Raw genomic sequence first — 26,088 nt, forward strand, 5'->3', positions numbered from 1 at the left:
TTTATACTCTTGGTAAATCTCCATCACCTTTGAGCGGTAAATCTGAACTTCCCATCAAGTAAGTATCAATGTGATGTGCGGCTTGTCTACCTTCAGAAATTGCCCAAACAATTAATGATTGACCGCGACGAGAATCTCCAGCTGCAAAAACACCCGGCACATTAGTCGAGTAATCTTCAATTGACGCCTCGATATTAGTACGTGCATCCATTTTGATTCCCAGTTGCTCTGCAATTGTAGGTTCGCTTCCTGTAAAACCAAGTGCTAAAAGTACCATATCGGTCTTCCATTCCTTTTCGGTTCCCGGAACTTCAGAGAGATTAGGTCGCTCTCCTGGTTTGTGGGTCCACTCCACTTCAACAGTAACCAAACCGGTTAAGTTTCCATCGTCATCTCCTACAAACTTTTTTGTAGAGATTGAGAAAAAACGCTCAGCACCTTCTTTGTGTGAGGTACTTGTGCGAAGGCGCATTGGCCAATATGGCCACGGCTGATTTTCAGGACGCTCAGGCGTTCCCTTACTCATAATCTCAAAATTCTTAACGCTGTTTGCTCCGTGACGAATTGAAGTTCCTATACAGTCACTTCCAGTATCTCCACCACCAATTACAATTACATCCTTTCCAGTCGCTTTGATCTCTTCACCTTTCCATTCTAAACCATCTACACGACGATTGTTTTGCGGTAAGAAATCCATAGCCTGATAAACCCCTTTAAGATCTGCGCCCGGAATTGGTAAGTTGCGACGTACAGTAGCTCCTGTAGAAAGTACAACTGCATCAAAGTCATTTTTTAAATCATCTGCTTTTACATCCTTACCAACGTGAACACCACATTTAAAGATTATTCCTTCTTCCTCTAAAACTGCTAGTCTGCGGTCTATGATATGTTTTTCCATTTTAAAATCAGGAATACCATAACGCAGTAAACCTCCCGGTTTTTCATCACGCTCAAATACAGTTACAGTATGCCCGGCACGGTTAAGCTGCTGCGCAGTAGCAAGACCAGCAGGTCCTGAACCTATAACGGCAACTGTTTTTCCTGTACGCTTTTCAGGTGGATTTGCTTTTACCCAACCATTTTTAAAGGCTTCTTCTGCAATATTTTTTTCAATATTCTCAATGGTCACAGGATCTTCATTGATCCCAAGTACACAAGCTTCTTCACAAGGAGCCGGACATAATCTTCCCGTAAATTCAGGGAAATTATTGGTTCCATGTAAAATAGATGCTGCTTCCTCCCACCGCTCACGATAAACCGCGTCGTTAAAATCTGGAATTAAATTACCCAGTGGACAACCACTATGGCAAAATGGAATTCCGCAATCCATACAACGGGCACCTTGCTTTTTTAATTCAGGTTTTTCTAGCGGAATGGTAAACTCCTCATATTTCTGAATCCGTTCCTCAACAGGTTTGTACGGTTCATTTTTTCTATCGTATTCTAAAAATCCGGTTACTTTTCCCATGATTCTATTATTCCGTTAAATCTGTTAATTTTTCTTCTTCTTCCAATCTTATCAAAGCCTGACGGTATTCTTCCGGTAGCACTTTAACAAACTTGGTGATGTAAGAATCCCAATTCTCAAGAATACGCTGCGCCAATGCACTTTGCGTATAATTGTAATGATTGGTTATTAATTCTTTTAGTTGCTGTACGTCATCTTCTTCGGTTACCGGATCAAGATTTAGATCTTCGGCATTACATTTTGACTTGAATTTCTCATCCTCGTCTAAAACATAAGCAATACCACCACTCATACCGGCACCAAAGTTTCTACCCGTAGAACCTAGAATGACAGCTACACCACCGGTCATATATTCACAACCGTGGTCACCGATTCCTTCAACAACAGCAGTAGCACCACTATTACGTACACAAAAACGCTCACCAGCAACACCATTAAAGTATGCCTCTCCACTCGTTGCGCCATAAAGTGCTACGTTACCAATTATGATGTTTTCATTAGCTTCAAAAGAGGCCTCTTCTGGAACTTTGATAATTAAGCGAGCTCCTGAAAGTCCTTTACCTACATAATCATTAGCGTTTCCATCTATCTTAAGCGTAAGACCTTTAGTGGCAAATGCACCAAAACTCTGTCCGGCAGATCCTTTAAAATTCACCTTTAGAGTATTGTCAGGAAGACCTTGCTCGCCATAAATCTTAGATATTTCATTACTTAAGATCGCACCAACTGCACGATCCAAGTTGGTAATACGCATATCTAAAGTTGTCTTCTCTTTTCTGAAAAGCGCCGTGTGCGCCAACTCTATGATTTCAAAATCGATAGACTTTTCTAAATGGTGATTTTGAGTTTCTGTATTATAGATTTTTACACCTTCTGGAACCTGAATATTATGCAAGATTGGTGAGAGATCAATTCCTGCAGCTTTGTAATGCTCAATCGCCTTGTTTCGGTCTAACTTATGCGCTTGTCCAACCATCTCATCAACAGTTCGGAATCCTAACTGAGCCATAATCTCTCTTAATTCTTCTGCAATGAAGTACATAAAGTTCACAACGTGCTCGGGTTGACCTTTGAATTTCTTACGTAATTCTGGGTTTTGTGTTGCGATACCTACAGGACACGTATTTAAATGACACACGCGCATCATAATACACCCTGAAGCAACCAATGGCGCCGTTGCAAAACCGAATTCTTCTGCACCTAGTAAACAGGCTACGGCAACATCACGGCCGGTTTTTAATTGCCCGTCACATTCTAAACGAATACGGCTACGTAAATCATTAAGAACTAAGGTTTGTTGTGCTTCGGCAATACCTAATTCCCAAGGTAAACCTGCGTGACGCAGTGAGGTTAATGGTGATGCACCGGTTCCTCCGTCATAACCTGAAACCAGAATTACATCTGCCATCGCTTTTGCAACACCGGCAGCTACCGTACCAACACCAACTTCAGAAACAAGTTTAACATTTATACGCGCTTCACGGTTAGCAGATTTTAAATCATAAATCAATTGTGCTAAATCTTCAATCGAATAGATATCGTGATGTGGTGGTGGTGAAATCAAACCAACGTATGGCGTACTCTTACGCGTTTTGGCAATAAATTTATTTACTTTTTCACCAGGAAGTTGCCCACCTTCTCCGGGTTTTGCACCCTGAGCCATTTTAATCTGTATTTCTTTGGCACTACTCAAGTAATTACTCGTCACACCAAAACGACCAGAAGCTACCTGCTTGATCGCTGAGTTTCTCCAATCGCCATTAGGACTCTTATAGAAACGTTCTGCATCTTCTCCTCCTTCTCCACTGTTACTTTTACCACCTATACGGTTCATCGCAACAGCAAGATTCTCGTGTGCTTCTTTACTGATAGACCCATAAGACATTGCTCCGGTTTTGAAACGCTTTACAATTTCAGTCCACGGTTCTACTTCTTCAATTGGAATTGGATCGTAATTTGAAAATTCAAAAAGACCACGTATCGTCATTAATTGTTTAGACTGCTCGTTGATCAGTTTTGAGTATTCTTTATACGTCGTTGGATTATTACGTCTAACAGCCTCTTGAAGTTTAGCAATTGATAACGGATTGAACATATGTCGTTCTCCATTACGTCTCCATCGGTATTCTCCACCTGCATCCAGACTAAGATTTCCAGAAATATTTTTGCTGTCAAATGTACGGCTGTGACGCTTGGCAATCTCTTGCTCTACTTCATATAATCCAATTCCTTCAATTCTACTTGGAGTATTTGGGAAATATTTTGAAATGAGTTTAGAGTTGAGCCCTAAAGCTTCAAATAATCGAGAACCACGGTATGAATTCAAGGTAGAAATACCAATCTTATTCATAACCTTTACAACTCCTTTACCAATGGCTTTGTTATAATTCTCAACTGCAGTTGTAAAATCAATTCCGTCTAGGTTACCAGCTTCGATTTCCTTTTGAATGATCTCATTTACCATGTATGGGTTAATCGCACTCGCACCATAACCAAACAATAATGCAAAGTGATGCACTTCTCGAGGTTCTGCAGATTCGACGATTATACTCATTTTAGAACGCTGTCCACTTCTGAACAAACCACTGTTTAGGTAGGAACAAGCCAGCAAAGCAGGAATTGGCGCCATTTCGGCATTTACTCCTCTATCTGATAAAATTAAAATGGTATGGCCATCATCAATACTTTTTGAGGCCATCGCTACCATTTTATCTAAGGCATCTTCAAGACCATTCAAACCGCGTTTTGCTTCGTAAAGCATCGGTATTGAAGTGTTCTTAAAATCAGGATTGTCAAAATTCTTTATTTTATCAAGATCCTCTTTAGATATAACCGGGTTTTGGATTCTGATTTTTTTACAATAATCAGGCGTGATCTCCATTAAATTGGTATCAGGACCTAAAGTAAGGCTCAAATCAGTGATAAGTTCTTCTCGAATTCCATCGAGAGGCGGGTTAGTTACTTGAGCAAATAATTGCTTAAAATAGTTATATATAAGTTGAGGACGATCTGAAAGAACTGCAAGAGGCGTATCAGATCCCATAGATCCAATAGGCTCTTTACCTTTTGTAGCCATCGGAAGAATGATGGTGTTTACATCTTCTTTTGTATAGCCAAAAGCATTTTTGCGCAGATCATAAACGGTATCTTCCAGTTTAAAATCTACGTCACGATATGGAATATCCTTTAAATGAACTCGATTTTGATCAAGCCATTCCTGATATGGTTTTTGAGTAACAATACTTTCTTTAACCTCTTCATCGTTTACGATGCGACCGGCTTTCATATCAACCAAGAACATTTTTCCCGGCTCAAGACGACCGTGGAATGCCACATTTTTTGGATCAATCTCTAAAACTCCAGTTTCAGAAGACATGATTACATCTCCAGATTTGGTTACCGTATAACGAGAAGGTCTTAAACCATTACGGTCAAGCACCGCTCCAATATAGTCTCCATCTGTAAATGGAATAGACGCAGGACCATCCCAAGGCTCCATAATACAACTATTGAACTCATAGAATGCCTTTTTCTCATCGGTCATATCTTTATGCTTCTCCCAAGCTTCAGGAACAAGCATCATCATAATTTCGGGTAACGATCTACCAGACATAAGAAGTAATTCAACCACCATATCCATCGAAGCTGAGTCTGATTTTCCCGGTAAAATAATTGGGAATAGCTCTTTAAGCTCATCGCCAAACCAATCACTTTTTAAGAGTTCTTCTCTACTGCGCATACGAGAGACGTTTCCGCGAAGCGTATTGATCTCCCCATTATGACACATGTATCTAAAGGGTTGCGCTAAATCCCAAGTTGGGAATGTATTGGTAGAGAAACGTTGGTGTACAAGCGCTAAACGTGTAGTAAGCTTTGGGTCTAAAAGATCTACATAGTAGTACTTAATATCTTCAGGCATCAGAAGTCCTTTAAATATAAGTGTCTTGTTAGAAAGACTTGGTAGATAAAAGAAGCTTCGCTCAGACAACTTACTATTTAATATAGTATGCTCTGTTATTTTTCTAGCAGTGTAAAGTTTAATCATAAACTCACGCTCCTCCATTTCAACATCGTCTGGCTTACCAACAAATATTTGCTCTATATGTGGCTCTACACTAGCAGCAATAGCACCAAGATAACCAGTATCTACCGGCACGCGTCTCCAGCCTAATAATTTTAGACCTTTACTTTTAATTTGCTCTTCAAATATCTTCTTACAATATGCACGTTGATTTTCTTTTTGAGGTAAGAATACATTACCCATTGCATACTCCCGTGCTGCTGGAAGATCAAAATCGCAATTCTCTTTAAAGAAATCGTACGGTATATCTATAAGTATACCCGCACCATCTCCTGTTTTTCCATCACTACTTACCGCACCTCTGTGTTCTAGTTTTTCAAGAATTTCAAGAGCCTTATGAATTATTCCATTAGACTGCTTTCCTTCAAGACTACAAATAAACCCAGCACCGCAATTTTCGTGCTCCCATTCTGGTGAATATAAACCTTGTTTTTCCATAAAATTTTTGCTCAATATTAAAGACAGAAGGATAAAGCTATTCAATAAACTGAAATGCCAATAATTTTCAAGAATAAGATTTTTATTATTTCGATTTTATCAAAAAAATCTCTTAAAAATAAGAAGTAAAGAAAAAAAATGCACTCTTATTAATGAAAATGAAATGCATTTTCGGCAAAAATGAGTCAAATCTACATTTAGTGATTACATTAAAAATCTTAAGCGAATGTTAACAATTGACGTTTTTGGTAGTTTTTCACCCCTTTATTTACCAAAAATTAACAAAAAAGCCATATTCACTACAATAAAATTCACAATTTAAAACTTCCGAAATCGGTTTCGAGTGCTATACCCTAAAATTTTAGGGGGTATAATTACAGAAATAACAAAAATTTGTAGTTACCCCCTATTTTTTTGGGGGTGATTTTAAATAATACCTAGTTTAGCACCTCACCAATTAATCAATTTAAAAAATGAAAAAATTAATTTTACCTGTAATGTTGTGCTTAGGACTTGCAACCTTTGCTCAAGAAGAAGAAACCTCTTGGACTGATGGATTTTCACTTTCTGGATCTATCGACGCGTATTTTAGACAGAATATTACGACGCTCAACAAGATGACTGACGAAGGCTATCCTGCACCGGGATCTTCTTTTGCTAATCAGCCAGGTTTCGCTTTAGGTATGGCCAATGCAGTTTTAAGTTATGAAAAAGGTAGCGTAGGAGCTGTAGCAGACCTTGTGTATGGTCCTCGTGGTACAGATGCTGTTTTTGCATCTACAACTGCAAGTTCAAGTATTGTTAACCAATTATATGTGTATTGGAATGTAAGCGAAAGTGTTACTTTAACTTTTGGTAACTGGAACACGTATTTAGGGTATGAAGTTATTTCACCAGCAGCAAACTTCAACTACTCTACCTCTTACATGTTCTCTTATGGACCATTCTCACATTCTGGTCTTAAAGCAGATTTTGCTTTAGATGATAACTGGAGTGCAATGCTTGCTGTAATGAACGCAACAGACTTTACAGACTTTAACCCTTCAGGAAGTTATACGTTTGGAGGTCAGTTAGGATACTCTACAGACAGTGGTAGCACTTTCTTAAACTTTTTGTACGGAGATCAAGACGGAGACTACACAGACCAAGGTATGGGAGAAGGCGTAGGATCTACTTTTCAAGTTGACTTGACTACAGGTTATGATTTAAGCGACTCTTTTTATTTAGGATTGAATACTACTTATAACTCTACGGCTGTAGACGGAGCAGATAGCTTTGGATTCTATGGTGTGGCTCTATATGCGCAAGCAGCATTAAGCGATTCATTCTCATTAGGACTTCGTCCAGAATATTTTAGCGAGTTTGAAGGCGGTGCAGGTGCAATTGGCGGATATGATGCTGAAGGGGATGCTAATGTATTTGCAGTTACTTTATCTGGTAATGCAAAAGTTGGTCCTTTGACAATTATTCCCGAATTTAGATTAGATTCTGCAAGTGAAGATGTATTTCTTGACTCGTATGACGGAACTCCTACTTTCACTGGTAGCTTAGGTTCTTTCTTACTTGCAGCCGTATATTCATTTTAACCTAAACTAAATTTTACAATGAAAAAAATTGAAGCGATTATTAGAAAATCAAAATTCACAGCTGTTAAAAAGGCTTTACATGACAAAGGAGTGAACTTTTTCTCCTATTGGGATGTAACAGGTCTTGGTAACGAAAAAGAAGGTCATGTTTATCGCGGAGTATCTTACAGTACAAGTGATATTCAGCGTAGATACCTTTCTATAGTTGTAAATGATGATTTTGAGCAGGCTGCTGTTGCTGCAATTCTTGATGCTGCTGCTACCGGAGAGGTGGGAGATGGTAAAATCTTCGTATCTGATGTGCAAGATGCTTACCGCATAAGAACAGGCAAAAAAGGGCCAGACACGCTAAACTAAAACTAATCAAACTAAAATAAATCAAATGAATTTTATGGCTAATATGTTATTACAAGAACCGGCTGATGCAGTACAAGCTGCTGTAGATGCCGTTAATGCAGATCTTGGTATTCTTTGGATCATAATTGCCGCCATCTTGGTGTTTTTTATGCAAGCAGGATTTACCTTGGTAGAAACTGGTTTTACAAGCGCAAAGAATGCCGGTAATATAATCATGAAAAACTTTATGGACCTCGCAGTAGGATCTGTAATGTTTTGGGTTGTTGGTTACTCTATTATGTATGGAGGCGAGACTATTCTAGGTGGTTTTATGAGAGATCCATCTGATCTTGCTTTCTTTAGTGAAGATGACTGGCACAACCTGTTTTTCCAGACGGTGTTCTGTGCGACTGCAGCAACAATCGTTTCTGGTGCTGTTGCAGGACGTTTTAAGTTCTCATCTTACTTAATCATCTCTGCAATTCTTACTACGTTTATCTACCCTGTTTCTGGTAGCTGGTTATGGCCTTTTGATGATCAAGCTTGGTTAAATAACCTAGGTTTTATTGACTTTGCTGGTTCTACAATTGTTCACGCTGTAGGTGGTTTTGCCGCTTTAGTTGCTGCAAAACTTGTAGGTCCTAGAATTGGAAAATACGGTCCTGACGGACAAGTAAACGTAATTAGAGGTCACAACTTACTATTAGGAGCTCTTGGTGTATTTATCCTTTGGTTAGGATGGTTTGGCTTTAACGGTGGTTCTCAACTTGCCTTTGGTGGGGATGATTCTATCGCAGTAGGTAGTGTGATCATAAATACAAACCTAGCAGCTGCTTTAGGTGCGATCACAGCATTATTCTTTACTTGGGGTAAATATGGTAAGCCAGATATCTCAATGACTCTTAATGGTGCACTAGCCGGACTTGTAGGTATTACTGCTGGTTGTGGTAACGTTGATGCTTTTGGAGCTGCGGCTATTGGTTTAATCAGTGGTTTTGTAGTTGTGCTTTCAATTGAATTCATTGACAAGAAGCTTAAAATTGACGATCCTGTAGGTGCAATTTCAGTACACGGAGTATGTGGATTCTTAGGAACCGTACTTGTTGGTGTATTTGCGACTGAAGGCGGAGTGCTTTACGGCGGTGGTTTTGGTCAATTAGGTGTTCAAGTATTAGGTTCTCTATCTATGATCGCTTGGGCGCTAGTTGCAACCTTTATCGTATTGTTTATCGTTAAGAAAACAATTGGTTTACGAGTAAGCGAGAAAGAAGAGCTTGAAGGACTAGATGTTCACGAGCACGGTACTGCTGCTTACTACAATGGCGAAGACGAAGAATAAACTTCCTATTTGATATAACTAAAAACCCGCGGCTAAAACCGCGGGTTTTTTATTGACTCCTGCAAAGGATTTAACACTTCAAAGATTGCTTCGAAAGTGAAAATTCGTTTCCAATCAATGCCTCATTGCCCTCAGGTAGTTTACTCTTAATAATTTCCGTTCTACTATTTTAAAAATTGAATAGATAACGGGTAATACGTAGGTTCACCATTAGAAGCTTTAATCGCATTAATTATGGGAAAAATTAATACTAGAAGCCCAAGTGCTATCAAAGCTAAAATACCTAATCCAAACAAAAAGATTAGCGGAATACATATAATTGAATAGATAAATGCACTTATCTGAAAATTCAATATCTGTTTTCCATGCTCATCCATATTTAAGACCTTATCGCGCTGGGTCAACCATAAAATAAGCGGGACAATAAAACCTCCTATTCCCGTAACTAAGTCTAGCAATTGACTTAAATGGGCAACAACTAATAAATTTCTATCTTCTCTAAGCATCATAATTTGTTTGATTTTTTGATTGTTCACTCTATTGGTATTCATTTATTAAAAAACGTTACAGTCTCTGGCCTTAAAGCTATTTTCTGATTCTGGCACGCTCCTTGTATTCAATTAAGCGTACCATCCAAAATAGTTAAATGAGTACAAACAATCTAAAACAAGAAATTATGAGAAACTTAATTTACCTTTTCGTTGGCTTGCTTGCAGGACTCAGTTCTGCGACAGCAAAAAATTTGGATGATACCTCAATTAATAGATACTATGACGGTAGTCGATACATATTTGTAGAAGGTGGTGTAGAATTTTCAGTTTATCCTGATGGTGAATTTGACTTTGTATTAACTCAAATCGCACAAGGCGTTAACGTTAATGTAAACGCTGGTCCCGTAAACATCAGTTATAATTCTGGATTTAATTATGATCCTTATGTTCAATATGATGATTATGGTGCTGTAATTCAAATTGAAAACGTACCTGTTTACTATGATAATTGGGGAAGAATCATTCAAGCAGGTAACGTATATATCAATTATCAAAATAACAGAATCGTTAATGTTGGCGGTTTACACGTTTATTATAATGCAGGTCGTTTTTCACACGTAAGAGGTTATATAAACATCTATAATAGAAGATATGTATATCACCCTTATCATAACTTTTTCTATAGACCATTTTTTGATAGATGTTTAGTTTATACAACCCCGTACAGACGATACTACAGACCGGTACGTTACGATTATGCATATCATAGAAGTCATTATTTACAAGGATACCGTAACGGGTACAGAAATGCATATCATGATTTTAAAAGACCTAGAGGTCGTGTAGCACACAATAATGCACGTAGAGGAAGTTATTCTAAAGCAAGGGCTCGAGTAAATAATAACAGGTCAAATACTGTACGCTCCCGCTCAAGTCGAAGTGTTGCAAATAATAGAACTACACGTAGCGCTAATACCAATAGACAAGTAAGACGTGTTAACGATTCTAGAGCTGTAATAAATAATAGATCTAATAGTGTTTATACTAATTCGCGTGGTAATACTACAGCAAGAAGTGCAAATCGAAATGCAAATAGTGCAACCCGAAGCAGCAATTCTGGCCGAAATGTAGTTAAAACTCAAAGAACAAGTAATTCTAGTCGGAATAATGCGATAAAAAGGTCAAATCAACAGCGTTCTATAGCGCAAAGAAGTTCAAATAATCGTAATATTGCAAAGTCTAGAACTGCAAGAACGCAAAGAGCAACAAATACGCGTTCTTCAAACCCTAGAAATGTTTCTAAAAGTGTAAATACACAGCGCTCAGTAGTTAAAAGAGCTACTCAACCGCAAAGAAACGTTCAGCGGTCACAAAGCTCTCGCAGCAGTAATGCAGCTCGAGCTTCAAATACAAGAAAAACTAGTTCCGCAAGAACTTCAAGAGGAAATTCTAGAGGTCGTGGAAACTAAATAAAGATTTTTTGGTTGGTTAGTTGGAAGGTCCCGTATCTGATTTATTCAGATCGGGATTTTCTCGTTAATAGATTGTTGTTAATCCAATTATTGATCTCTGAAGAAATATTCAGTTTATAAATAATCAGCAAATACGCACAACTCAAAATTGCTGCTTTCAAACCAATGGCAAGAATAGGATTCCATTGAAAATCCCAGAAGAAAAAACTCAAACTGAATAACAACAATATAATAGTAAGGTATCCGGTTTCTCGAGAGAAAGGATGCATTTGAAATTTTTTATAGACAACAAGTATTTTTGAGGAACTATACACCACCGAAGCTAAAAAAGTTGCAATCGCCGCACCGTTAATTCCTAACGTAGGAATAAAGATCAGGTTTAATACGACTGCTACGATCACCAACAAAACCCCCAAAATCAGAACCAAACGGTAATAATCACTATTGAATAAAATAGCATTATTATTCCCCATAAGATTGTCGACCAGTTTGGCTAAAGAAATTAAAAGCACCACATACAAGCCCTTGCTGTACGCAGGATCTAAAAGGAAATAGAGACTTTTTATGTTACAAATGATCATCAAAAAAATAAGTCCGGAAACAGCATACAATGTAATAGAGCTCTTTTTGTAAAGATCTTTAAGCTCTATAAATCGTCTCGTGTTTAGGTAAGTTGCCGTAAGCGGATACAATATTTGATGCATTGCTCGCGCAGGCACAGCAATAACTGCGGCCACATAGATTCCTACGGAATAATAAGCTACATTTTCTATGGCAACCAATTTCCCCAACATAAACATATCGATCTCCAAAATCATCACAGAAATAGAACCTGCTATTATAATTAAAAGGCTATACTTAAAAATCGATTGCCATTCTTGAGGTATCGCAATTCTAAATTTCGGCCTTTTCAAATGAAAAGCATACCCCATCATCACAAGCATACGCAACACATAAACAGCAGCCACTCCATATAAAAACAGGTTAACTGAAAGTAGATCAAACGCAAAAGCGATAAGCAAAAGCATAATTCCGAAGCGATGAAAAACCTCATTCATCAGGTTACCAAATACACTTTGTAATTGTGTTTTTGCCCAGGCGTAACTTATTTCAAAGTAAGCCATTGCTACAGCTATAATCGCAACTAAATAGGCATAGGGTTCAACGATTTCGTTTTTTGAAGCTAAAAATCCGGTGAATTGATCGTAATAAAAGTATATAAATACTACAGCAGGAATAATTACAAAAAGCGGCATGATTAGCATGAAACTCATAAAATTACGCTGCTTTACTCCCGTATACGTTGAATAAAATTTGATCAATGTATTCTGAACTCCAAAAGCCACAAAAGGCATAGCTAAAGTCGCGGCACTGAGTAAAAAACCAACAAGACCGTAATACTCATCCTCGAAAAACTGCACATAAAGGACCAAGGTGTTTAAAGCTCCTATCCCAAAACCTAAATAAGTCGTAATTAAATTCTTAAAAGATTGTGACGCAACAATTCCCATATTACATAGCGTGAATTACTTGAGCCAACTGCTCGGTTAAATGTCTGCGTGTAAATTGCTTAAGATCACCGGTCGTGTTTGCAATTCCGCTCATTGAATACGCCTCGTATTTTTTACGTAATTCCTCCTTTAAGCCTTGTTTATCTGCATAGGTATAATAATGTCCTCCTTTTGCTTTGGCTATGATATCGGTTACATCAGAGTCTTTTGGACCTAATGCAATAATTGGTCTTTGCGCGGCTAAATATTCAAATAATTTCCCAGGAATAATCACTTGTGTTTCTTCTGAATCAATCTCTAAAAGCAGTAGTAATTGCGCGCTGCGCTGCTTCACAAGCGCCTCTTGATGCGAAAGATAACCGGGAACTTCTAAGTTTTTCTTCAGTCCAAATTTTTCAATCGTCTCAATTACCGAATCTCCTACTCTTCCTATAAGCTCAATTTTGAGATTGTGCTCAAAATCTGGTAGTTCGTGTTTTAATTCAGCTAAAACTTCCCACAAAATCAACGGGTTGCGATCTTCTAGTAACGAGCCTATATGGGCTAAACTAAATTTTTCATCTAATGGAGATTGCTCAACACGTTCTTCATCAAAACCATTGGTAATACTCGAAATTGGTGTTTGAGTGAGTCTACTAAAATCAGTCTTAGTTTTAGGACTGGTAACTAAAATATGAGTTGCTTCATTAAGAACTTCAGATTCTAATTTCTTGTGCTTTTGTTGCGCCTTAGCAGTAAGTTTCAATTTTTTATGATAGCCAATACTCGTCCACGGATCTCTAAAATCTGCTATCCAAGGTAATTTAAATTTCTTTTTTAATTCTAAACCTATTAAATGTAAACTGTGCGGAGGTCCGGTAGTAATAAGGCAATCCACTGTGTTATTTAAAAGATAATCTGACAAATAATTAACCGAAGGTTTTATCCAAAATTTTCGAGCATCAGGAATAAAAAGATTACCTCTTACAAAAAGCATAAGCTTTTGCAACCAACTTTGCTTTTCTTTAGCTTTTATGATGCCTGAGCTTATTTTTTTGGTCTCTTTTTTTGAAAACAATCCGGCAAGCGCATAAGGCTCCCAAATTCGATTCTTAAGAATTGTTATCCCTCTTGGAATCTCAGCGAGTAAACTTTCATCCCTAATGGGATAATCTGCATTCTCAGGAATATAAACCACAGGTTCAACATCGTAATCCCTCAAATATTTGACAAACTTTAACCAACGCTGAACACCGGGCCCACCTGCCGGAGGCCAATAATAGCATATGATCAACGCTTTTTTCACGAAATAGTGATTAAGATTAAAATGAAAATTTGATCACAAGTTAAGCTTCAGCTGTAGCAGTCTTCTTACGATAGCCATAAAACAAACCTCCGAGCACGATCAATATCAAAACGATATTACTAGCTAAACTTATCTTACTTCCGGTTTTTACCACTTCAGGTTCAAACTTAAATTCGATTATATGAGTTCCTTTAGGAACCATCATTGCGCGCAAAATATAATCTGCTTTAAAGTAATCTGCTTCCTCACCATCTACATAAACATTCCAGCCTTCAGGATAATAAACCTCACTGAAAACCGCCAGCTTTTCTGTGGCACTATTTGATTTATATTTTAGATAATTGGGTTGATGCGCAACGAGTTCGATAGAATCAGTTGAATCTACCGGAAAGATTTTAGAAGTAATTTCATTTGCAAACTTCTTTTGAACGATAGCAGTTTGACGCGTATTCAAACTATCTAAAGCTAAGATCTCGGTATCTGCATCGGGCACAATCTTTACATTTTGTACAAACCAAACATTCCCATTTGCCTGTGGATTGATCTGTACCTGCTCTGCTCCTTCTTCATTTTGAGTAATGATGTATTTTACATTAAGCAAATTGAGCGGTTGAATGTTTCCTTGATATAAATAAAATTCTGCCAAATCCTGTAATCGAGCCGGTTTTGCCCCGTGATATCCTCCTATTGAATTATGAAAATAACTCGTGCGCGCACCATTTAAACCTATGCTTTGCTCAAAAACCCGATAGCGTGTAGTGTCTTGTAGAATTTGTTTATCGGCTTGAGTAGCCTGAAAAGGTTGTTCTACCAAACGTGCTGCCATAAAATTTTCGGTATTCACATAACGACGGTCTACTTGCACCAAATCAAAAACTATAAGAATAGCCATCACGACAATGACTTGGGTTTCTGACAATTTCTTTTTGATATAGAACCAAATCAGTCCGGCTGCAATTAGCACCAAAATAAGTGTCTTAAGCGTATCCTTTATAAGAAGTGCTTTTCGATCATCTTTGACAGCACTTATAAACTCCATTCCAAAATTCTGAATGTAGTAAGCATCGTTCCCACCTGCAAAAGAAAAAAGCGTCCCGTTGAAGAGCAATATGATAAGTGAAACTCCCCCTGTAATTCCGGTGGTCCACTTCAAAGCTTTTAATTTATCCTCTTTTGCTTCGGTTTTCTGTAAAATTTTATAAAGACCGAAAACAGCCAATACCGGCACACAAACTTCTGCAATAACCTGTATAGAAGTTACCGCTCTAAATTTATCATATAGTGGGAAATAGTCGATCCATAAATCGGTGAACCAAGAGAGGTTGCCCCCGTAGCTTAAAAGAAGTGATAGAATAGTTCCTCCAAGCAACCACCATTTTAAGCGGCCTTTTACCATAAAAATCCCCAGAACAAAAAGAAAAACCACAACGGCTCCAAGATATGCAGGACCAGAAACTCCAGGCTGACTTCCCCAATAATACAAACGAAACTGACCAAAAATAGACTCAACCTGTGCTGGCGGCACTCCTTGTTTTAAGAGAAATTCGGTAAACGCGCTGTCTTTGTTATACGGTTCAGAATTTGATCCTCCGTAGAGACCGGCAATGAAGAGGTCTAAGGTCTCAGAAATACCGTAACTGTATTGGTTGATATATGCTTTATCAAGTCCGCTAGCATCTTGCTTTGCAGTCCCGTCAGGATTAATTGACAGCTCACTTTTTCCACGGGTACTAAACGCACTATATTCTGAAGTAGCCATTAAACTCGCAGCATTCGTCCCAATTGCCAGAACTACTGCCAGAACCAAAATCCCTACGCTTTTAAAAAAATGAGGTAATTCGTTTTTGCGAACTGCATCTATTAAATAGGCAACCCCGAGCACTAGAACAAGCAGCATTAGGTAGTAGGTCATTTGCACGTGATTGGCAACAATCTCCAATGCCATTGCCACTGCGGTGAGAATAAATCCCCAAATGTATTTTTTCCTGAATGTTAATATTATTCCGCTTAAAACCAGCGGCATATAAGCAATTGCGTGGGCTTTTGCATTGTGACCAACACCTAAAATGATGATGAGATAACTTGAAAAACCAAAAGCTAAGGCACCTAAACCGGCATATTTCCAATCTAATCTTAAGACTAAAAGTAATATGTAAAATCCTATGAAGTAAAGGAATAAATAATCTGCCGGTCTGGGTAAGAATCGAATACTGAGATCTAAACTCTTGATCCAATTATAAGGATATTTTGCTCCCAATTGATAGGTAGGCATTCCGCCGAAGGCTGCATCGGTCCAATAGGGCTCTTCACCCGTTTGCGCTCTATAGTCCATCTGTTCCTTAGCCATCCCACGATATTGTTGAATATCGCTTTGAAACATCTTTTTACCAGATAAAACCGGACTAAAATAAAGCAATGCAGTAACTATAAATACTAAAACCACAGCGAGGTGTGGCACTATTTTTTTGATTGAGAAGGTCATAAATGTAAGCTAAACTAAAGCGTGGAAATTAGTCAATTTCTTCATAATCGATATACTCTCCCACATTTTTATTTGAACGCTTTTCCCGGTTAGGTACTTGATCAATTATTGTTTCACCTTCCTTTTCTGAAGGAGCATTTTGCTGACCATAACCTTGAGCCATATTTTGAAAACGTTGCCCTACTTTTTTGGCCAAATAACGCATTATATAAGGCGATAGCAGTCTGAAAAGGATGCGTAAACCAAAAAATATAAGGAGAATTATAAGTAGTGTCTGTATAAACTTCATCGATACAAGATTTGAAGCAAAATTAACCAATAGCATACGTTTTAGCCTTAAAAAAAAGAATAAATCCTAAGGTCCCGCTTCTCTTTAATAGTTAGGCTATCTCTTATTTTTACATTATGTTTGTGAGGTTGAGGTTTTAAATCTCTAGCTCCTAATTTTAAGAAAATCAGAAACTATGCCGGTACGATTGCTATTTAGTTTATCGCTTTTGCTATGCTTAGCTACGCAACAGGCTAGCTCCCAGTATACTGAAACTATAAACTCAAACAGACCTGGGCAATCTCAAGGCGCTTTTGCAGTAGGACGCGGTGTTTTTCAAGCTGAATTAGGTGCCACAATGGGTCGAGAATCCCACAATTTACTGTTTACCGAAACAGATAATATTGGTGGAGAGTTTCAATTGCGATATGGAGCCGTGAAAGAACAACTTGAGTTTAACTTTAGTGGTTCTTACTTATATGAAGATATCACACCAACCTCAGGAAATGCTGAACCATATTCTCACAGTGGTTTTCCTATGGTTACGATAGGTGCAAAATATTTGCTTTATGATCCCTACAAAAATTATGAAGAGAAGATAAATCTTTACAGTTATCATGCAAACAGAGCTTTTAAATGGCGCACCTTGATTCCTGCTGTTTCGGTGTTTTCTGGAGCGAATTATGTTTACGAAGAAAACAATCCCTTTTTACCAGAAAGTCAATCTGGTTTCACACCCAAAGCCATGGTTATCACGCAGCATAACTGGGGACGTTGGGTATGGGTAAATAATTTTATATACGATCAGTTTTTAACCGATTATCCTACCAAAGCCTGGATCACAACAATGACCCACTCTTTTAATCCTAAAATCGCTGCTTTTGCAGAATTTCAGGTTATTATGAGCGATATCTATGCAGATGATATTTTTCGCTTTGGTGGTGCTTATTTAATTACAAAAGATTTACAAGTAGATATAAGCGCATTAATAAATTTTAAAGAAACTCCCAGCCGACAACAATTAGGTTTAGGTTTATCTTACCGGCTGGATTTTCACAGCAATGACGAATTGCTTCCGCAGAAATAAAAATACGGTTACCTTTACACGCTATATTAGTTAGAGTAGAATGATTACAATAAAAGAAATGAAAACAAAACAGGAACTGACGCAGTTTGTCAAGTTTCCGTTTTCACTTTATGATAAAAGCAGTAACTGGGTTCCGCCGTTGATCAACGACGAACTTGAAAGCATGGATCCTGAAAAAAATCCTGTTTTTAAAAATGCCGAAGCCCGCTTCTTTTTGGCTTTTAAAGGAAAAAAACCGGTAGGGCGTATTGCAGCCATCATTAATCATATCGAAATAAACGAGCAAGGAAAGCCTAAAATGCGTTTTGGGTGGTTTGATGCTATCGATGATCTTGAGGTAACCAAAGCACTAATTGCACAGGTTGAAGAAATAGGTCGTGCCAATGATCTTAAGTGGATTGAAGGTCCCGTTGGCTTTAGCAATATGGAAAAAGCCGGAATGCTCATTGAAGGCTTCGAGTATCTCAATACCATGATCACTTGGTATAATCATCCTTATTACAAAGAGCATTTTGAAAAACTCAATTTTGAGAAAGCTTCAGAATGGGTAGAATATAAAATTCAGATTCCTGAAAAGTCTCCAGAAAAAGTTGAAAAGTTTGCGCGTATTATCGTTGAGCGCTACAACTTAAAACTTATTCATTTTAAAAATAGTAAGGAGATTCTACCTTACGTAGACGATATGTTTGGTTTACTCAACAAAACCTACAATGATCTGAGTACTTTTGTTCCTATTCAGCAATACCAAATCGATCATTATAAGGATAAGTATATCAAATACATCAATCCACATTACATCAAATGTATTGAGAATGCTGAAGGTAAACTCATTGCCTTTGCGATCACGATGCCATCCTTTAGTAAAGCCCTTAAAAAAGCAAATGGAAGTTTATGGCCTTTTGGATTTATTCATCTATTGCGTGCACGTAAAAACAACGATACAGCCGCTTTCTATCTTATAGGTATTGATCCTGAATATCAAGGAAAAGGAGTTACCGCAGCGATCTTCCAGACGATGCAAGATTTATTTACTGCAAATGGAATTACTCAAGTAGAAACCAATCCTGAACTCGAAGAAAATAAGGCGATTCAACAGCTTTGGAAAAAATACGACCATCAGCTGCATAAAAGAAGAAGGACTTATAAACGTGATTTATAAGCCCTTCAGAAATTCATTCTTTATAGGATTACTCAAGAAGCATAAAGCTTACTTGAATTTTTGAGGTAATCGTTAATTCTCCAGGAGCTAAAGTGCGTTGTGTAGCATCAGCTGATTCTGCCATTGCAACTTTATACATAGGTTGTGGCTGTGGCGCGCTAGTTCCTAACTCTGAGATCGCAACAGCTTTTCCTATACTTTGACCTAAAACACCTGCATATTCTGTTGCTTTTTCTTTTGCATTTGCTACCGCCTTTTTGCGCGCTTCTGCTTCATAAGCTTCCATCTTTGAAGAAGAAAATTCTACACCGTTTATCGTGTTAATCCCTGAAGATACAAGACCAGCCATGATTTTGTCATAAGTAGACAAATCCTTCAGTTTTACAGAAATCGTCTGACTCGCACGGTAATTATACGTTTTTGTATTGTAATCGTAATTCTTGTTTAGATTAACATATTCGGTCTGCACCTGGTTCTGCGGAATATTCATTTTCAATAAATAATCAAGCACTTTATCAACACTTGTATCATTTTCCGCCTTTACCGTTTTAGCATCTTTACCTTCGGTTTGAACTCCCATTCTAATAGTAACTTCATCAGGAACAGCAATTACTTTTCCTTCTCCTGTTACATTTACTGTAGGTTGAATTGATTGTGCGCTAGCCATACTTGTCACAGCAGTTATGGCAAGAATTAAAATAGATTTCATAATAGTTGTTTTTTATTTATCACATAAAAGCAAGACCTATGCCATTAAATCTTGCCGGTCTTGTTCAGGATAAATAAAATTACAATAGGAATCGCTAACAAGCCTACCATCAAGGTGTTAATCTGAAGAAGCACAGGAGCCATTAACAAAGTAATAACATAACCACCCACTGCTCCGCCAAAATGAGCATCGTGACCTATGTTATCATTGTTAGCACGCATCCCATAAATGGAATACAACAAATAACCTATTCCAAAAATATACGCCGGGATGGGAACCGGTATAAAAAACATATACAAACTCATATCAGGATTAAGTAAAATCGCTGAATATAAGATGCCGGAAACGGCGCCACTTGCTCCAACCGCCGAAAAATGGTACTCATCCTTATGAAAATAATAGGAAAGCAAATTTCCTAAAACTAAACTTCCTAAATACACCACAATAAACTCCCAATTTCCTAAAAGACCAATAACGATTGGCGCAAAGAAATAGAGCGTCAACATATTAAAAAACAAATGGGAAGTACTTACGTGCAAAAAGCCAGAAGAAAGAATGCGTATGTGTTCACCACGACGCACCGCTCCGGTGTTAAACTTATATTTTTCAAAAAAAGAATAATCGTTAAAACCCTTCATTGAGATCAATACATTGATCCCTATAACGACTACGGTAATTAAATTTAAATCACCCATAAAAGCTCAAATTTTGCTTTCAAATATACCTATATTTGCGCACTAAGTGCCGCTAAAATCAAATGGTTTACAAATAGCCTTTTTCCAACAAAAGGAGTCCTTTTTTTGAGCACGACAGATTAGAATCAAAAAATCATCGCACATGCAACGCCTACTCTACTGGCTGGTATATCCCCTCTTGTGGATAATTTCAAAACTTCCGTTCTGGCTGTTCTACAAAGTATCTGATGGAATTTTTATCCTTGTTTACTATGTTGTTGGTTATCGTAAAAAAACCGTGCGTTTTAACCTAAAAACAGCATTTCCTGAAAAGTCTGATGCTGAAAGAAAAGCCATTGAGAAAAGATTCTACAAACATATGTGCGATATGTTTCTTGAGATGATCAAATCTATTTCAATCTCTGCAGAAGAATTGAAGAAACGCTTTCAGTTTGACGATCTAACCATTGTTGAAAAATTGGTCAAAGAACAACGCAGTTCGCTGATTATGATGGGACATTATGCCAGTTATGAGTGGCTTACTGCACTTCAGTTTTATTTTGAACATAACGGCTACGGAATTTACAAGCGCATAAAAAACCCATATTTTGATAAACTCATTCACGAAATCAGAGAAAAATGGAATTCAAAATTAATCGCCAATAAAGAAGCTACCTTCATTATTAGAAAACAACAACGCGCCGGTAAAATGGCAACCTATGCATTTATAGCAGATCAATCGCCAAAGACTAGAAAACATTATCACTGCACAGATTTTTTAGGACAGAATGTACCGTTCTTTTCGGGAGTTGAACGCCTGGCAAAATCTGAAGATATGCCGGTTATCTATCTTGCTGTAAACAAAATAAAAAGAGGCTATTACACAGCCTCTTTTAAAGTAATCACCGAAGATCCTAACACACTCCCTGATCATAAAATCACAGACGTTTTTGCTAAACTTCTCGAAGCTCAGATCAAAGAAAATCCGGAGTATTATTTATGGACGCATAAACGCTTTAAACATGCGCTTTAAAATTTAGATACCTGCTATCGTTTTGATCGCTGCGATCATACCATCAGCAACTTGATCTGCTTCAGATTGACTTCCTGCTTCGGTATAGATTCGAATGATAGGTTCTGTATTTGATTTTCTGAGATGTACCCAATGGTTTTCAAAATCAATTTTCACTCCATCAATGGTGTTTACTTCTTCCTCCTGATAGCGCTTTTCAATTTCTTTTAGAATACCATCAACATCTAAAGTTGGTGTTAATTCTATTTTCTTTTTACTCATAAAATAAGCGGGATAGCTTGCACGCAACTCACTTACTTTAATCTTCTTTTTTGCCAAGTGTGTTAAAAATAGTGCGACGCCAACTAATGCATCTCTTCCGTAGTGTGATTCAGGAAAAATGATTCCGCCATTACCTTCTCCTCCAATCACCGCGTTCACCTCTTTCATTTTGGTCACTACATTCACCTCTCCAACTGCAGCTGCGTGATACGTGCCGCCGTGCTTTTGAGTGACGTCGCGTAAGGCTCTAGATGAACTTAAATTAGAAACGGTGTCTCCGGGGTTTTCACTCAACACATAATCTGCACAAGCGACAAGCGTATATTCTTCACCAAACATTTCGCCGGTTTCATCAATAAAAGCAAGACGGTCAACATCTGGATCAACTACAATTCCTAAATCGGCATTTTCTTCAGGAACCAATTTACAGATATCAGAAAGATGTTCTTTTAAAGGCTCTGGATTGTGCGGAAAGTTTCCAGTAGGCTCACAATATAATTTTTCTACATAAACACCCAAACGTTCCAGAAGCATTGGGATCGCAATACCTCCGGTAGAATTTACACCATCTACTACAATTTTAAAATTTGCTGCCTTAATTGCATCTTCATCAACCAATTCAAGGTCGAGCACTTCGTCAATATGAATGTCGATATACGCATCATTTTTATGTATCGCTCCCAATTGATCTACTTCTGCAAAGGAAACCGAAGCCTCACTTGCTATTTTTAGAATTTCGGCACCGGCTTCAGCATTGAGAAATTCGCCATTCTTATCAAGAAGTTTTAAAGCATTCCACTGTTTAGGATTGTGAGATGCGGTTAGGATAATTCCACCATCGGCGTGTTCTAGCTTTACTGCCAGTTCAACGGTTGGTGTAGTTGAAAGGTCAAGGTCTACAACGTCTATACCTAAACCTACTAAGGTTTGCATCACCAACTGTTGCAGCATCTCACCACTCAAGCGCGCATCGCGCCCCACGACAATTTTATACTCGTCCTTATTTCGTTGCTTTTTGATAAAAGTACCGTAAGCTGCTGCAAATTTAACCGCATCAATAGGTGTCAAATTATCTTCGGGCGTTCCTCCTATGGTACCACGTATTCCTGAAATAGATTTTATTAGGGTCATTTCTTTATTTCATTTTAATTAGACAGAATTACACTTTGCAGATGCATCCTGTATTACTTTATGCAAATATAGCATTAAACTATCTCCTAAGATTTTTTAAACTTTACACCTCCCAACACACCCCTATTAAATTGAATAACAACGCAATATCAGTTTATGTGGAGGTATTTTACACTTATTTTTCTTCTTTTCGGTCTTACTTTTGATACTTGCGCTCAAGAAAATGTACAAGGTCGGTTTTATCAACTAGGCTTCAATTTTGGATATGCTTCGGTAGACAATTTTATTTTTAAAGACGACGATTATTATTACGAAGTCTACCTGCACAAAATTCAAATACTCTACCGAATTAAATCAGGAAAAATAGACTATGACTTTATCTTTCAGCCTGAGATTAATAGAGCGCACCATAAGCTTTACAATCCTTGGTTTGCCGGTCATCCCGATGTTTTTAGTGCGTACAGAACGCAATTGATGACCCTCAAAACCATCAACGAATACATCATGAATTGTGGTGTGATCTTACGAACATCAATTACAGAAAATCTAAATATGTATGGTTTGGCCAGTATTGGTCCGGGTTATTTTGACAAAGGTTCAGAGCGTATGGCTAAAGGTATTGGCTTTTCTGATAATCTTGCTTTAGGATTGAATTATAACTTTTTAAAAGAACTTGTGCTGGATTTACGACTTGGTTTTAGGCATGTTTCTAATGCCGAAATCAAACAACCTAACGAAGGTTATGATGCTATAGAGTTCAATATAGGCTTAGCATACAGGCTTTAATTTTTCAGAAAATCTATAGGCAGGCTTATCCTGATAATTTGTAATTTAAGCCTGTGAATTTTTTAGCCCATATATACCTCTCCGGCAATGATACGCTTTTAAAGCTTGGCAATTTTATGGCAGATGGTATCAAAGGAAAGCAGTACCAGACCTATAGACCACAACTTCAAAAAGGTATTTTACTGCACCGTAGTATTGATAGCTTTACTGACTCGCACCCCATCGTAAAGCAAAGCACAAAAAGACTGCATCCTAAATACAGTCATTATAGCGGTGTCATAGTAGACATTCTTTATGATCATTTTTTAGCTAAAAACTGGAAAAAATACCATCGCAAACCACTGGCGCCATATGTAGAAGACTTTTACGATTTACTCGATGAACATTTTGAGTTGCTTACGCCTTCAATTCAACGTATGGTACCACATATGATCGCAGACAATTGGTTATTGAGTTATGCCGAAATCAGTGGAATTGCCACCGTATTATACAATATGAATCGACGGACCAAAAATATAAGTGGAATGGATCGTGCGGTTGAAGATTTACAATTACATTACCACGACTTTGAAAATGAATTCACCTTGTTTTTTGACGAATTAAAAGCTTTTTGCTCCAATCGAATCAAAGAACTCGATATTCAATTTAGAATTAAAAACACCTGACCATATGCTTTTAAAAAATTACACCTCTCATATTTTGGCTTTTTCAAAATGTTTGATCCTGAGTTTTTTTATCGTCTTAACAGCCTGTAAAACTGAAACTCCGCATGAACGCACTATTGAACGTGGCAAAATCGCCGATAGTATTATGGTGGTTTCTGCCCGCGAAGAAGCCTCAAGAATTGGTGCCGAAATTATGCGTAAAGGTGGAAATGCTTTTGACGCTTTAATTGCTGTAGATATGGCGCTTAACGTGGCATATCCTTTTGCAGGAAGTTTAGGCGGTGGTGGTTTTATGGTGTATCGCAAAGCAAATGGTGAAGTTGGTAGTATTGATTATAGAGAAAAAGCTCCTATAGCCGCTACTCACGATATGTATCTTGATGCTGAAGGAAATCCTGTTGATTCCTTAAGCCGCCAAGGACCTTTAGCTGTAGGGGTTCCCGGGAGCATCGCCGGTATGTTTGCTATTCACGAGAAATTGGGATCCTTACCTATGGCAGAAATTCTACAACCCGTGATTGAGTTGGCAGAAAACGGATACCAGATTACCGATAATCAATTGGCACGCTTTCAATATTATGCTTCGGTTTTTGATAAAGTAAACGAAAAGGAAACCTTGTATTCTATTGGGTTTCGTGAGAGCGATTCTACTAAAATTAAGTCTGGAGATTTGGTTAAAAATCCGCAATTGGCTGAAACCTTAAAGCGAATTGCTGCAAATGGAAAACAGGAATTTTACGAGGGAGAAACTGCCCAAAAGCTTGTTGAATTCATTCAAAACCACGGTGGAATAATCACACTTGATGATTTAAAAAGTTACGAAGCGGTATGGCGAAAACCAATTATCTCAAACTATAAAAATTTACGTGTGATCGGGATGCCTCCTCCATCGAGTGGTGGCGTGTGTCTTGCTGAAATTTTAAAAATGATCGAGCCTTACGATCTTAAATCTTTCGGTCACAATTCTGTAAAAAGCATTCAAGTAATTACAGAAGCAGAACGTCGCGCGTATGCAGATCGTAGTTTCTTTTTGGGCGATCCTGATTTTAATGACATTCCAATTGATTCACTTACTAGCAAAGATTATGCGGTGAAGCGTATGACAAACTTTAGTTTTGATAAGGCTACACCTTCTTCAGAAGTTAAACACGGAGTGATCTCCGGTTATGAGTCTATGGAGACTACGCATTTTTCGCTAATTGATCAATATGGTAATGCTGTGGCGCTTACCACAACTTTAAATGGTGCCTACGGCTCAAAATTGTATGTTGATGAATTGGGCTTCTTTTTAAATAATGAGATGGATGATTTTAGCGTAAAACCTGGCGAGCCGAATATGTTTGGACTTATTGGTGCTGAAGCGAATAAAATTGAACCTCAAAAACGAATGTTGAGTTCTATGACTCCCACCATTGTTGAAAAAGAAGGCAAGCTTTGGATGACTGTAGGTACTCCGGGAGGATCAACTATTATTACTTCGGTTTTACAGACGATTCTTAATGTCGCTGTTTTTGACTACGGAATGCAAGAAGCAGTTGACGCGCCTCGTTTTCATCACCAATGGCTACCTGATGTAGTTACTTTTGAACCTGATGCTTTTGGTAAAGAGCTTTTAGACACCTTAAGTAATAAAGGATATGAAATCCGTCAAGAGAACAGTGTCATATTAGGGAAAGTAGATGGTGTGCTTGTTTTACCTGATGGCTCTCTAGAAGGTGGCGCAGACCGAAGAGGTGATGATACTGCTGTTGGATTTTAACAGCTATAACCTTATGAGTATATATTTAAGATTATAGCTCATTTAATATATATTTCACTTTATACTC

The 26,088-nt window shown here is 37.8% G+C and carries 20 protein-coding genes; 10 read left to right on the forward strand and 10 right to left on the reverse strand.

The features are described from left to right. Window position 1: 1 nt before the first annotated feature. Window positions 2-1,468 (reverse strand): glutamate synthase subunit beta, encoded by a 1,467-nt coding sequence (locus tag MED217_RS10055; RefSeq protein ID WP_009780406.1) that lies wholly within the window; start codon window positions 1,466-1,468, stop codon window positions 2-4. Between the two features lie 7 nt (window positions 1,469-1,475). Then, entirely contained in the window at window positions 1,476-5,987 is a 4,512-nt protein-coding gene (gltB, locus tag MED217_RS10060) for a glutamate synthase large subunit (protein WP_009780407.1), read from the reverse strand. Between the two features lie 473 nt (window positions 5,988-6,460). On the opposite strand from gltB, the gene MED217_RS10065 reads away from it, so the two are divergent. Genes MED217_RS10065 through MED217_RS10075 form a run of 3 tightly spaced genes read left to right on the forward strand, consistent with a single transcriptional unit; the run spans window position 6,461 to window position 9,248 of the window. After that, window positions 6,461-7,573, forward strand: coding sequence for a porin (locus MED217_RS10065; protein ID WP_040532733.1), 1,113 nt, complete (start codon window positions 6,461-6,463; stop codon window positions 7,571-7,573). A gap of 18 nt (window positions 7,574-7,591) precedes the next feature. Continuing rightward, window positions 7,592-7,930: a P-II family nitrogen regulator gene (locus MED217_RS10070; protein WP_009780409.1), complete on the forward strand. Its 339-nt coding sequence runs from the start codon at window positions 7,592-7,594 to the stop codon at window positions 7,928-7,930. Between the two features lie 34 nt (window positions 7,931-7,964). Next, a complete protein-coding gene (locus MED217_RS10075) occupies window positions 7,965-9,248 on the forward strand; it encodes an ammonium transporter (RefSeq protein ID WP_394330428.1) in 1,284 nt (427 codons plus the stop codon). Between the two features lie 164 nt (window positions 9,249-9,412). Here MED217_RS10075 and MED217_RS10080 read toward each other — a convergent pair whose 3' ends face one another. Then, window positions 9,413-9,799 carry a DUF4870 domain-containing protein gene (locus MED217_RS10080; RefSeq protein WP_009780411.1) on the reverse strand — a complete coding sequence of 129 codons (387 nt, stop codon included), beginning with the start codon at window positions 9,797-9,799 and terminating at the stop codon, window positions 9,413-9,415. Between the two features lie 95 nt (window positions 9,800-9,894). Between MED217_RS10080 and MED217_RS10085 the strand changes: the two genes are divergently transcribed. After that, window positions 9,895-11,208 (forward strand): hypothetical protein, encoded by a 1,314-nt coding sequence (locus MED217_RS10085; RefSeq protein WP_050759324.1) that lies wholly within the window; start codon window positions 9,895-9,897, stop codon window positions 11,206-11,208. A gap of 44 nt (window positions 11,209-11,252) precedes the next feature. Here MED217_RS10085 and MED217_RS10090 read toward each other — a convergent pair whose 3' ends face one another. From MED217_RS10090 to MED217_RS10105, 4 genes are read right to left on the reverse strand one after another with little or no spacing between them, the layout of a single operon-like run. Continuing rightward, window positions 11,253-12,722, reverse strand: a complete 1,470-nt coding sequence (locus tag MED217_RS10090) for a lipopolysaccharide biosynthesis protein (RefSeq protein ID WP_009780413.1) — start codon at window positions 12,720-12,722, stop codon at window positions 11,253-11,255. Window position 12,723: 1 nt separating this feature from the next. Beyond that, a complete protein-coding gene (locus MED217_RS10095) occupies window positions 12,724-14,007 on the reverse strand; it encodes a glycosyltransferase family protein (protein WP_040532736.1) in 1,284 nt (427 codons plus the stop codon). A gap of 40 nt (window positions 14,008-14,047) precedes the next feature. Further along, window positions 14,048-16,489, reverse strand: a complete 2,442-nt coding sequence (locus MED217_RS10100) for a YfhO family protein (protein WP_009780415.1) — start codon at window positions 16,487-16,489, stop codon at window positions 14,048-14,050. 28 nt (window positions 16,490-16,517) lie between these two features. Beyond that, complete coding sequence (locus MED217_RS10105) at window positions 16,518-16,778, reverse strand: DUF4834 family protein (RefSeq protein WP_040533453.1); 261 nt, start codon at window positions 16,776-16,778, stop codon at window positions 16,518-16,520. A gap of 175 nt (window positions 16,779-16,953) precedes the next feature. Here MED217_RS10105 and MED217_RS10110 point away from each other — a divergent pair, with 175 nt between their 5' ends. Continuing rightward, entirely contained in the window at window positions 16,954-17,844 is an 891-nt protein-coding gene (locus MED217_RS10110) for a transporter (RefSeq protein ID WP_009780417.1), read from the forward strand. Between the two features lie 40 nt (window positions 17,845-17,884). After that, on the forward strand, window positions 17,885-19,003 hold the full coding sequence (locus MED217_RS10115; RefSeq protein WP_009780418.1) for a GNAT family N-acetyltransferase: 1,119 nt from the start codon (window positions 17,885-17,887) through the stop codon (window positions 19,001-19,003). 28 nt (window positions 19,004-19,031) lie between these two features. On the opposite strand, the gene MED217_RS10120 is transcribed toward MED217_RS10115, so the two are convergent. Both MED217_RS10120 and MED217_RS10125 read right to left on the reverse strand, forming a co-directional pair. Beyond that, complete coding sequence (locus MED217_RS10120) at window positions 19,032-19,712, reverse strand: SIMPL domain-containing protein (protein WP_009780419.1); 681 nt, start codon at window positions 19,710-19,712, stop codon at window positions 19,032-19,034. Window positions 19,713-19,756: 44 nt separating this feature from the next. Further along, window positions 19,757-20,407 (reverse strand): rhomboid family intramembrane serine protease, encoded by a 651-nt coding sequence (locus MED217_RS10125; RefSeq protein WP_009780420.1) that lies wholly within the window; start codon window positions 20,405-20,407, stop codon window positions 19,757-19,759. A 124-nt stretch (window positions 20,408-20,531) separates the two neighbouring features. On the opposite strand from MED217_RS10125, the gene MED217_RS10130 reads away from it, so the two are divergent. Continuing rightward, entirely contained in the window at window positions 20,532-21,419 is an 888-nt protein-coding gene (locus tag MED217_RS10130; protein WP_262494761.1) for a lysophospholipid acyltransferase family protein, read from the forward strand. A 3-nt stretch (window positions 21,420-21,422) separates the two neighbouring features. Here the strand turns inward: MED217_RS10130 and glmM are convergent, their stop codons facing one another. Continuing rightward, window positions 21,423-22,811 (reverse strand): phosphoglucosamine mutase, encoded by a 1,389-nt coding sequence (gene glmM, locus MED217_RS10135; RefSeq protein WP_009780422.1) that lies wholly within the window; start codon window positions 22,809-22,811, stop codon window positions 21,423-21,425. A gap of 156 nt (window positions 22,812-22,967) precedes the next feature. On the opposite strand from glmM, the gene MED217_RS10140 reads away from it, so the two are divergent. From MED217_RS10140 to ggt, 3 genes are read left to right on the forward strand one after another with little or no spacing between them, the layout of a single operon-like run. After that, a complete protein-coding gene (locus MED217_RS10140; RefSeq protein WP_009780423.1) occupies window positions 22,968-23,597 on the forward strand; it encodes an acyloxyacyl hydrolase in 630 nt (209 codons plus the stop codon). Window positions 23,598-23,650: 53 nt separating this feature from the next. After that, window positions 23,651-24,262: an acyl carrier protein phosphodiesterase gene (locus MED217_RS10145; protein WP_040532739.1), complete on the forward strand. Its 612-nt coding sequence runs from the start codon at window positions 23,651-23,653 to the stop codon at window positions 24,260-24,262. A gap of 4 nt (window positions 24,263-24,266) precedes the next feature. Beyond that, the gene (gene ggt, locus MED217_RS10150) at window positions 24,267-26,021 is read left to right on the forward strand and encodes a gamma-glutamyltransferase (RefSeq protein ID WP_009780425.1); all 1,755 of its coding nucleotides are present in this window, start codon (window positions 24,267-24,269) and stop codon (window positions 26,019-26,021) included. Window positions 26,022-26,088: the final 67 nt, after the last annotated feature.

Origin of the sequence: Leeuwenhoekiella blandensis MED217 (assembly GCF_000152985.1) — a bacterium.
GTDB classification, from domain to species: domain Bacteria; phylum Bacteroidota; class Bacteroidia; order Flavobacteriales; family Flavobacteriaceae; genus Leeuwenhoekiella; species Leeuwenhoekiella blandensis.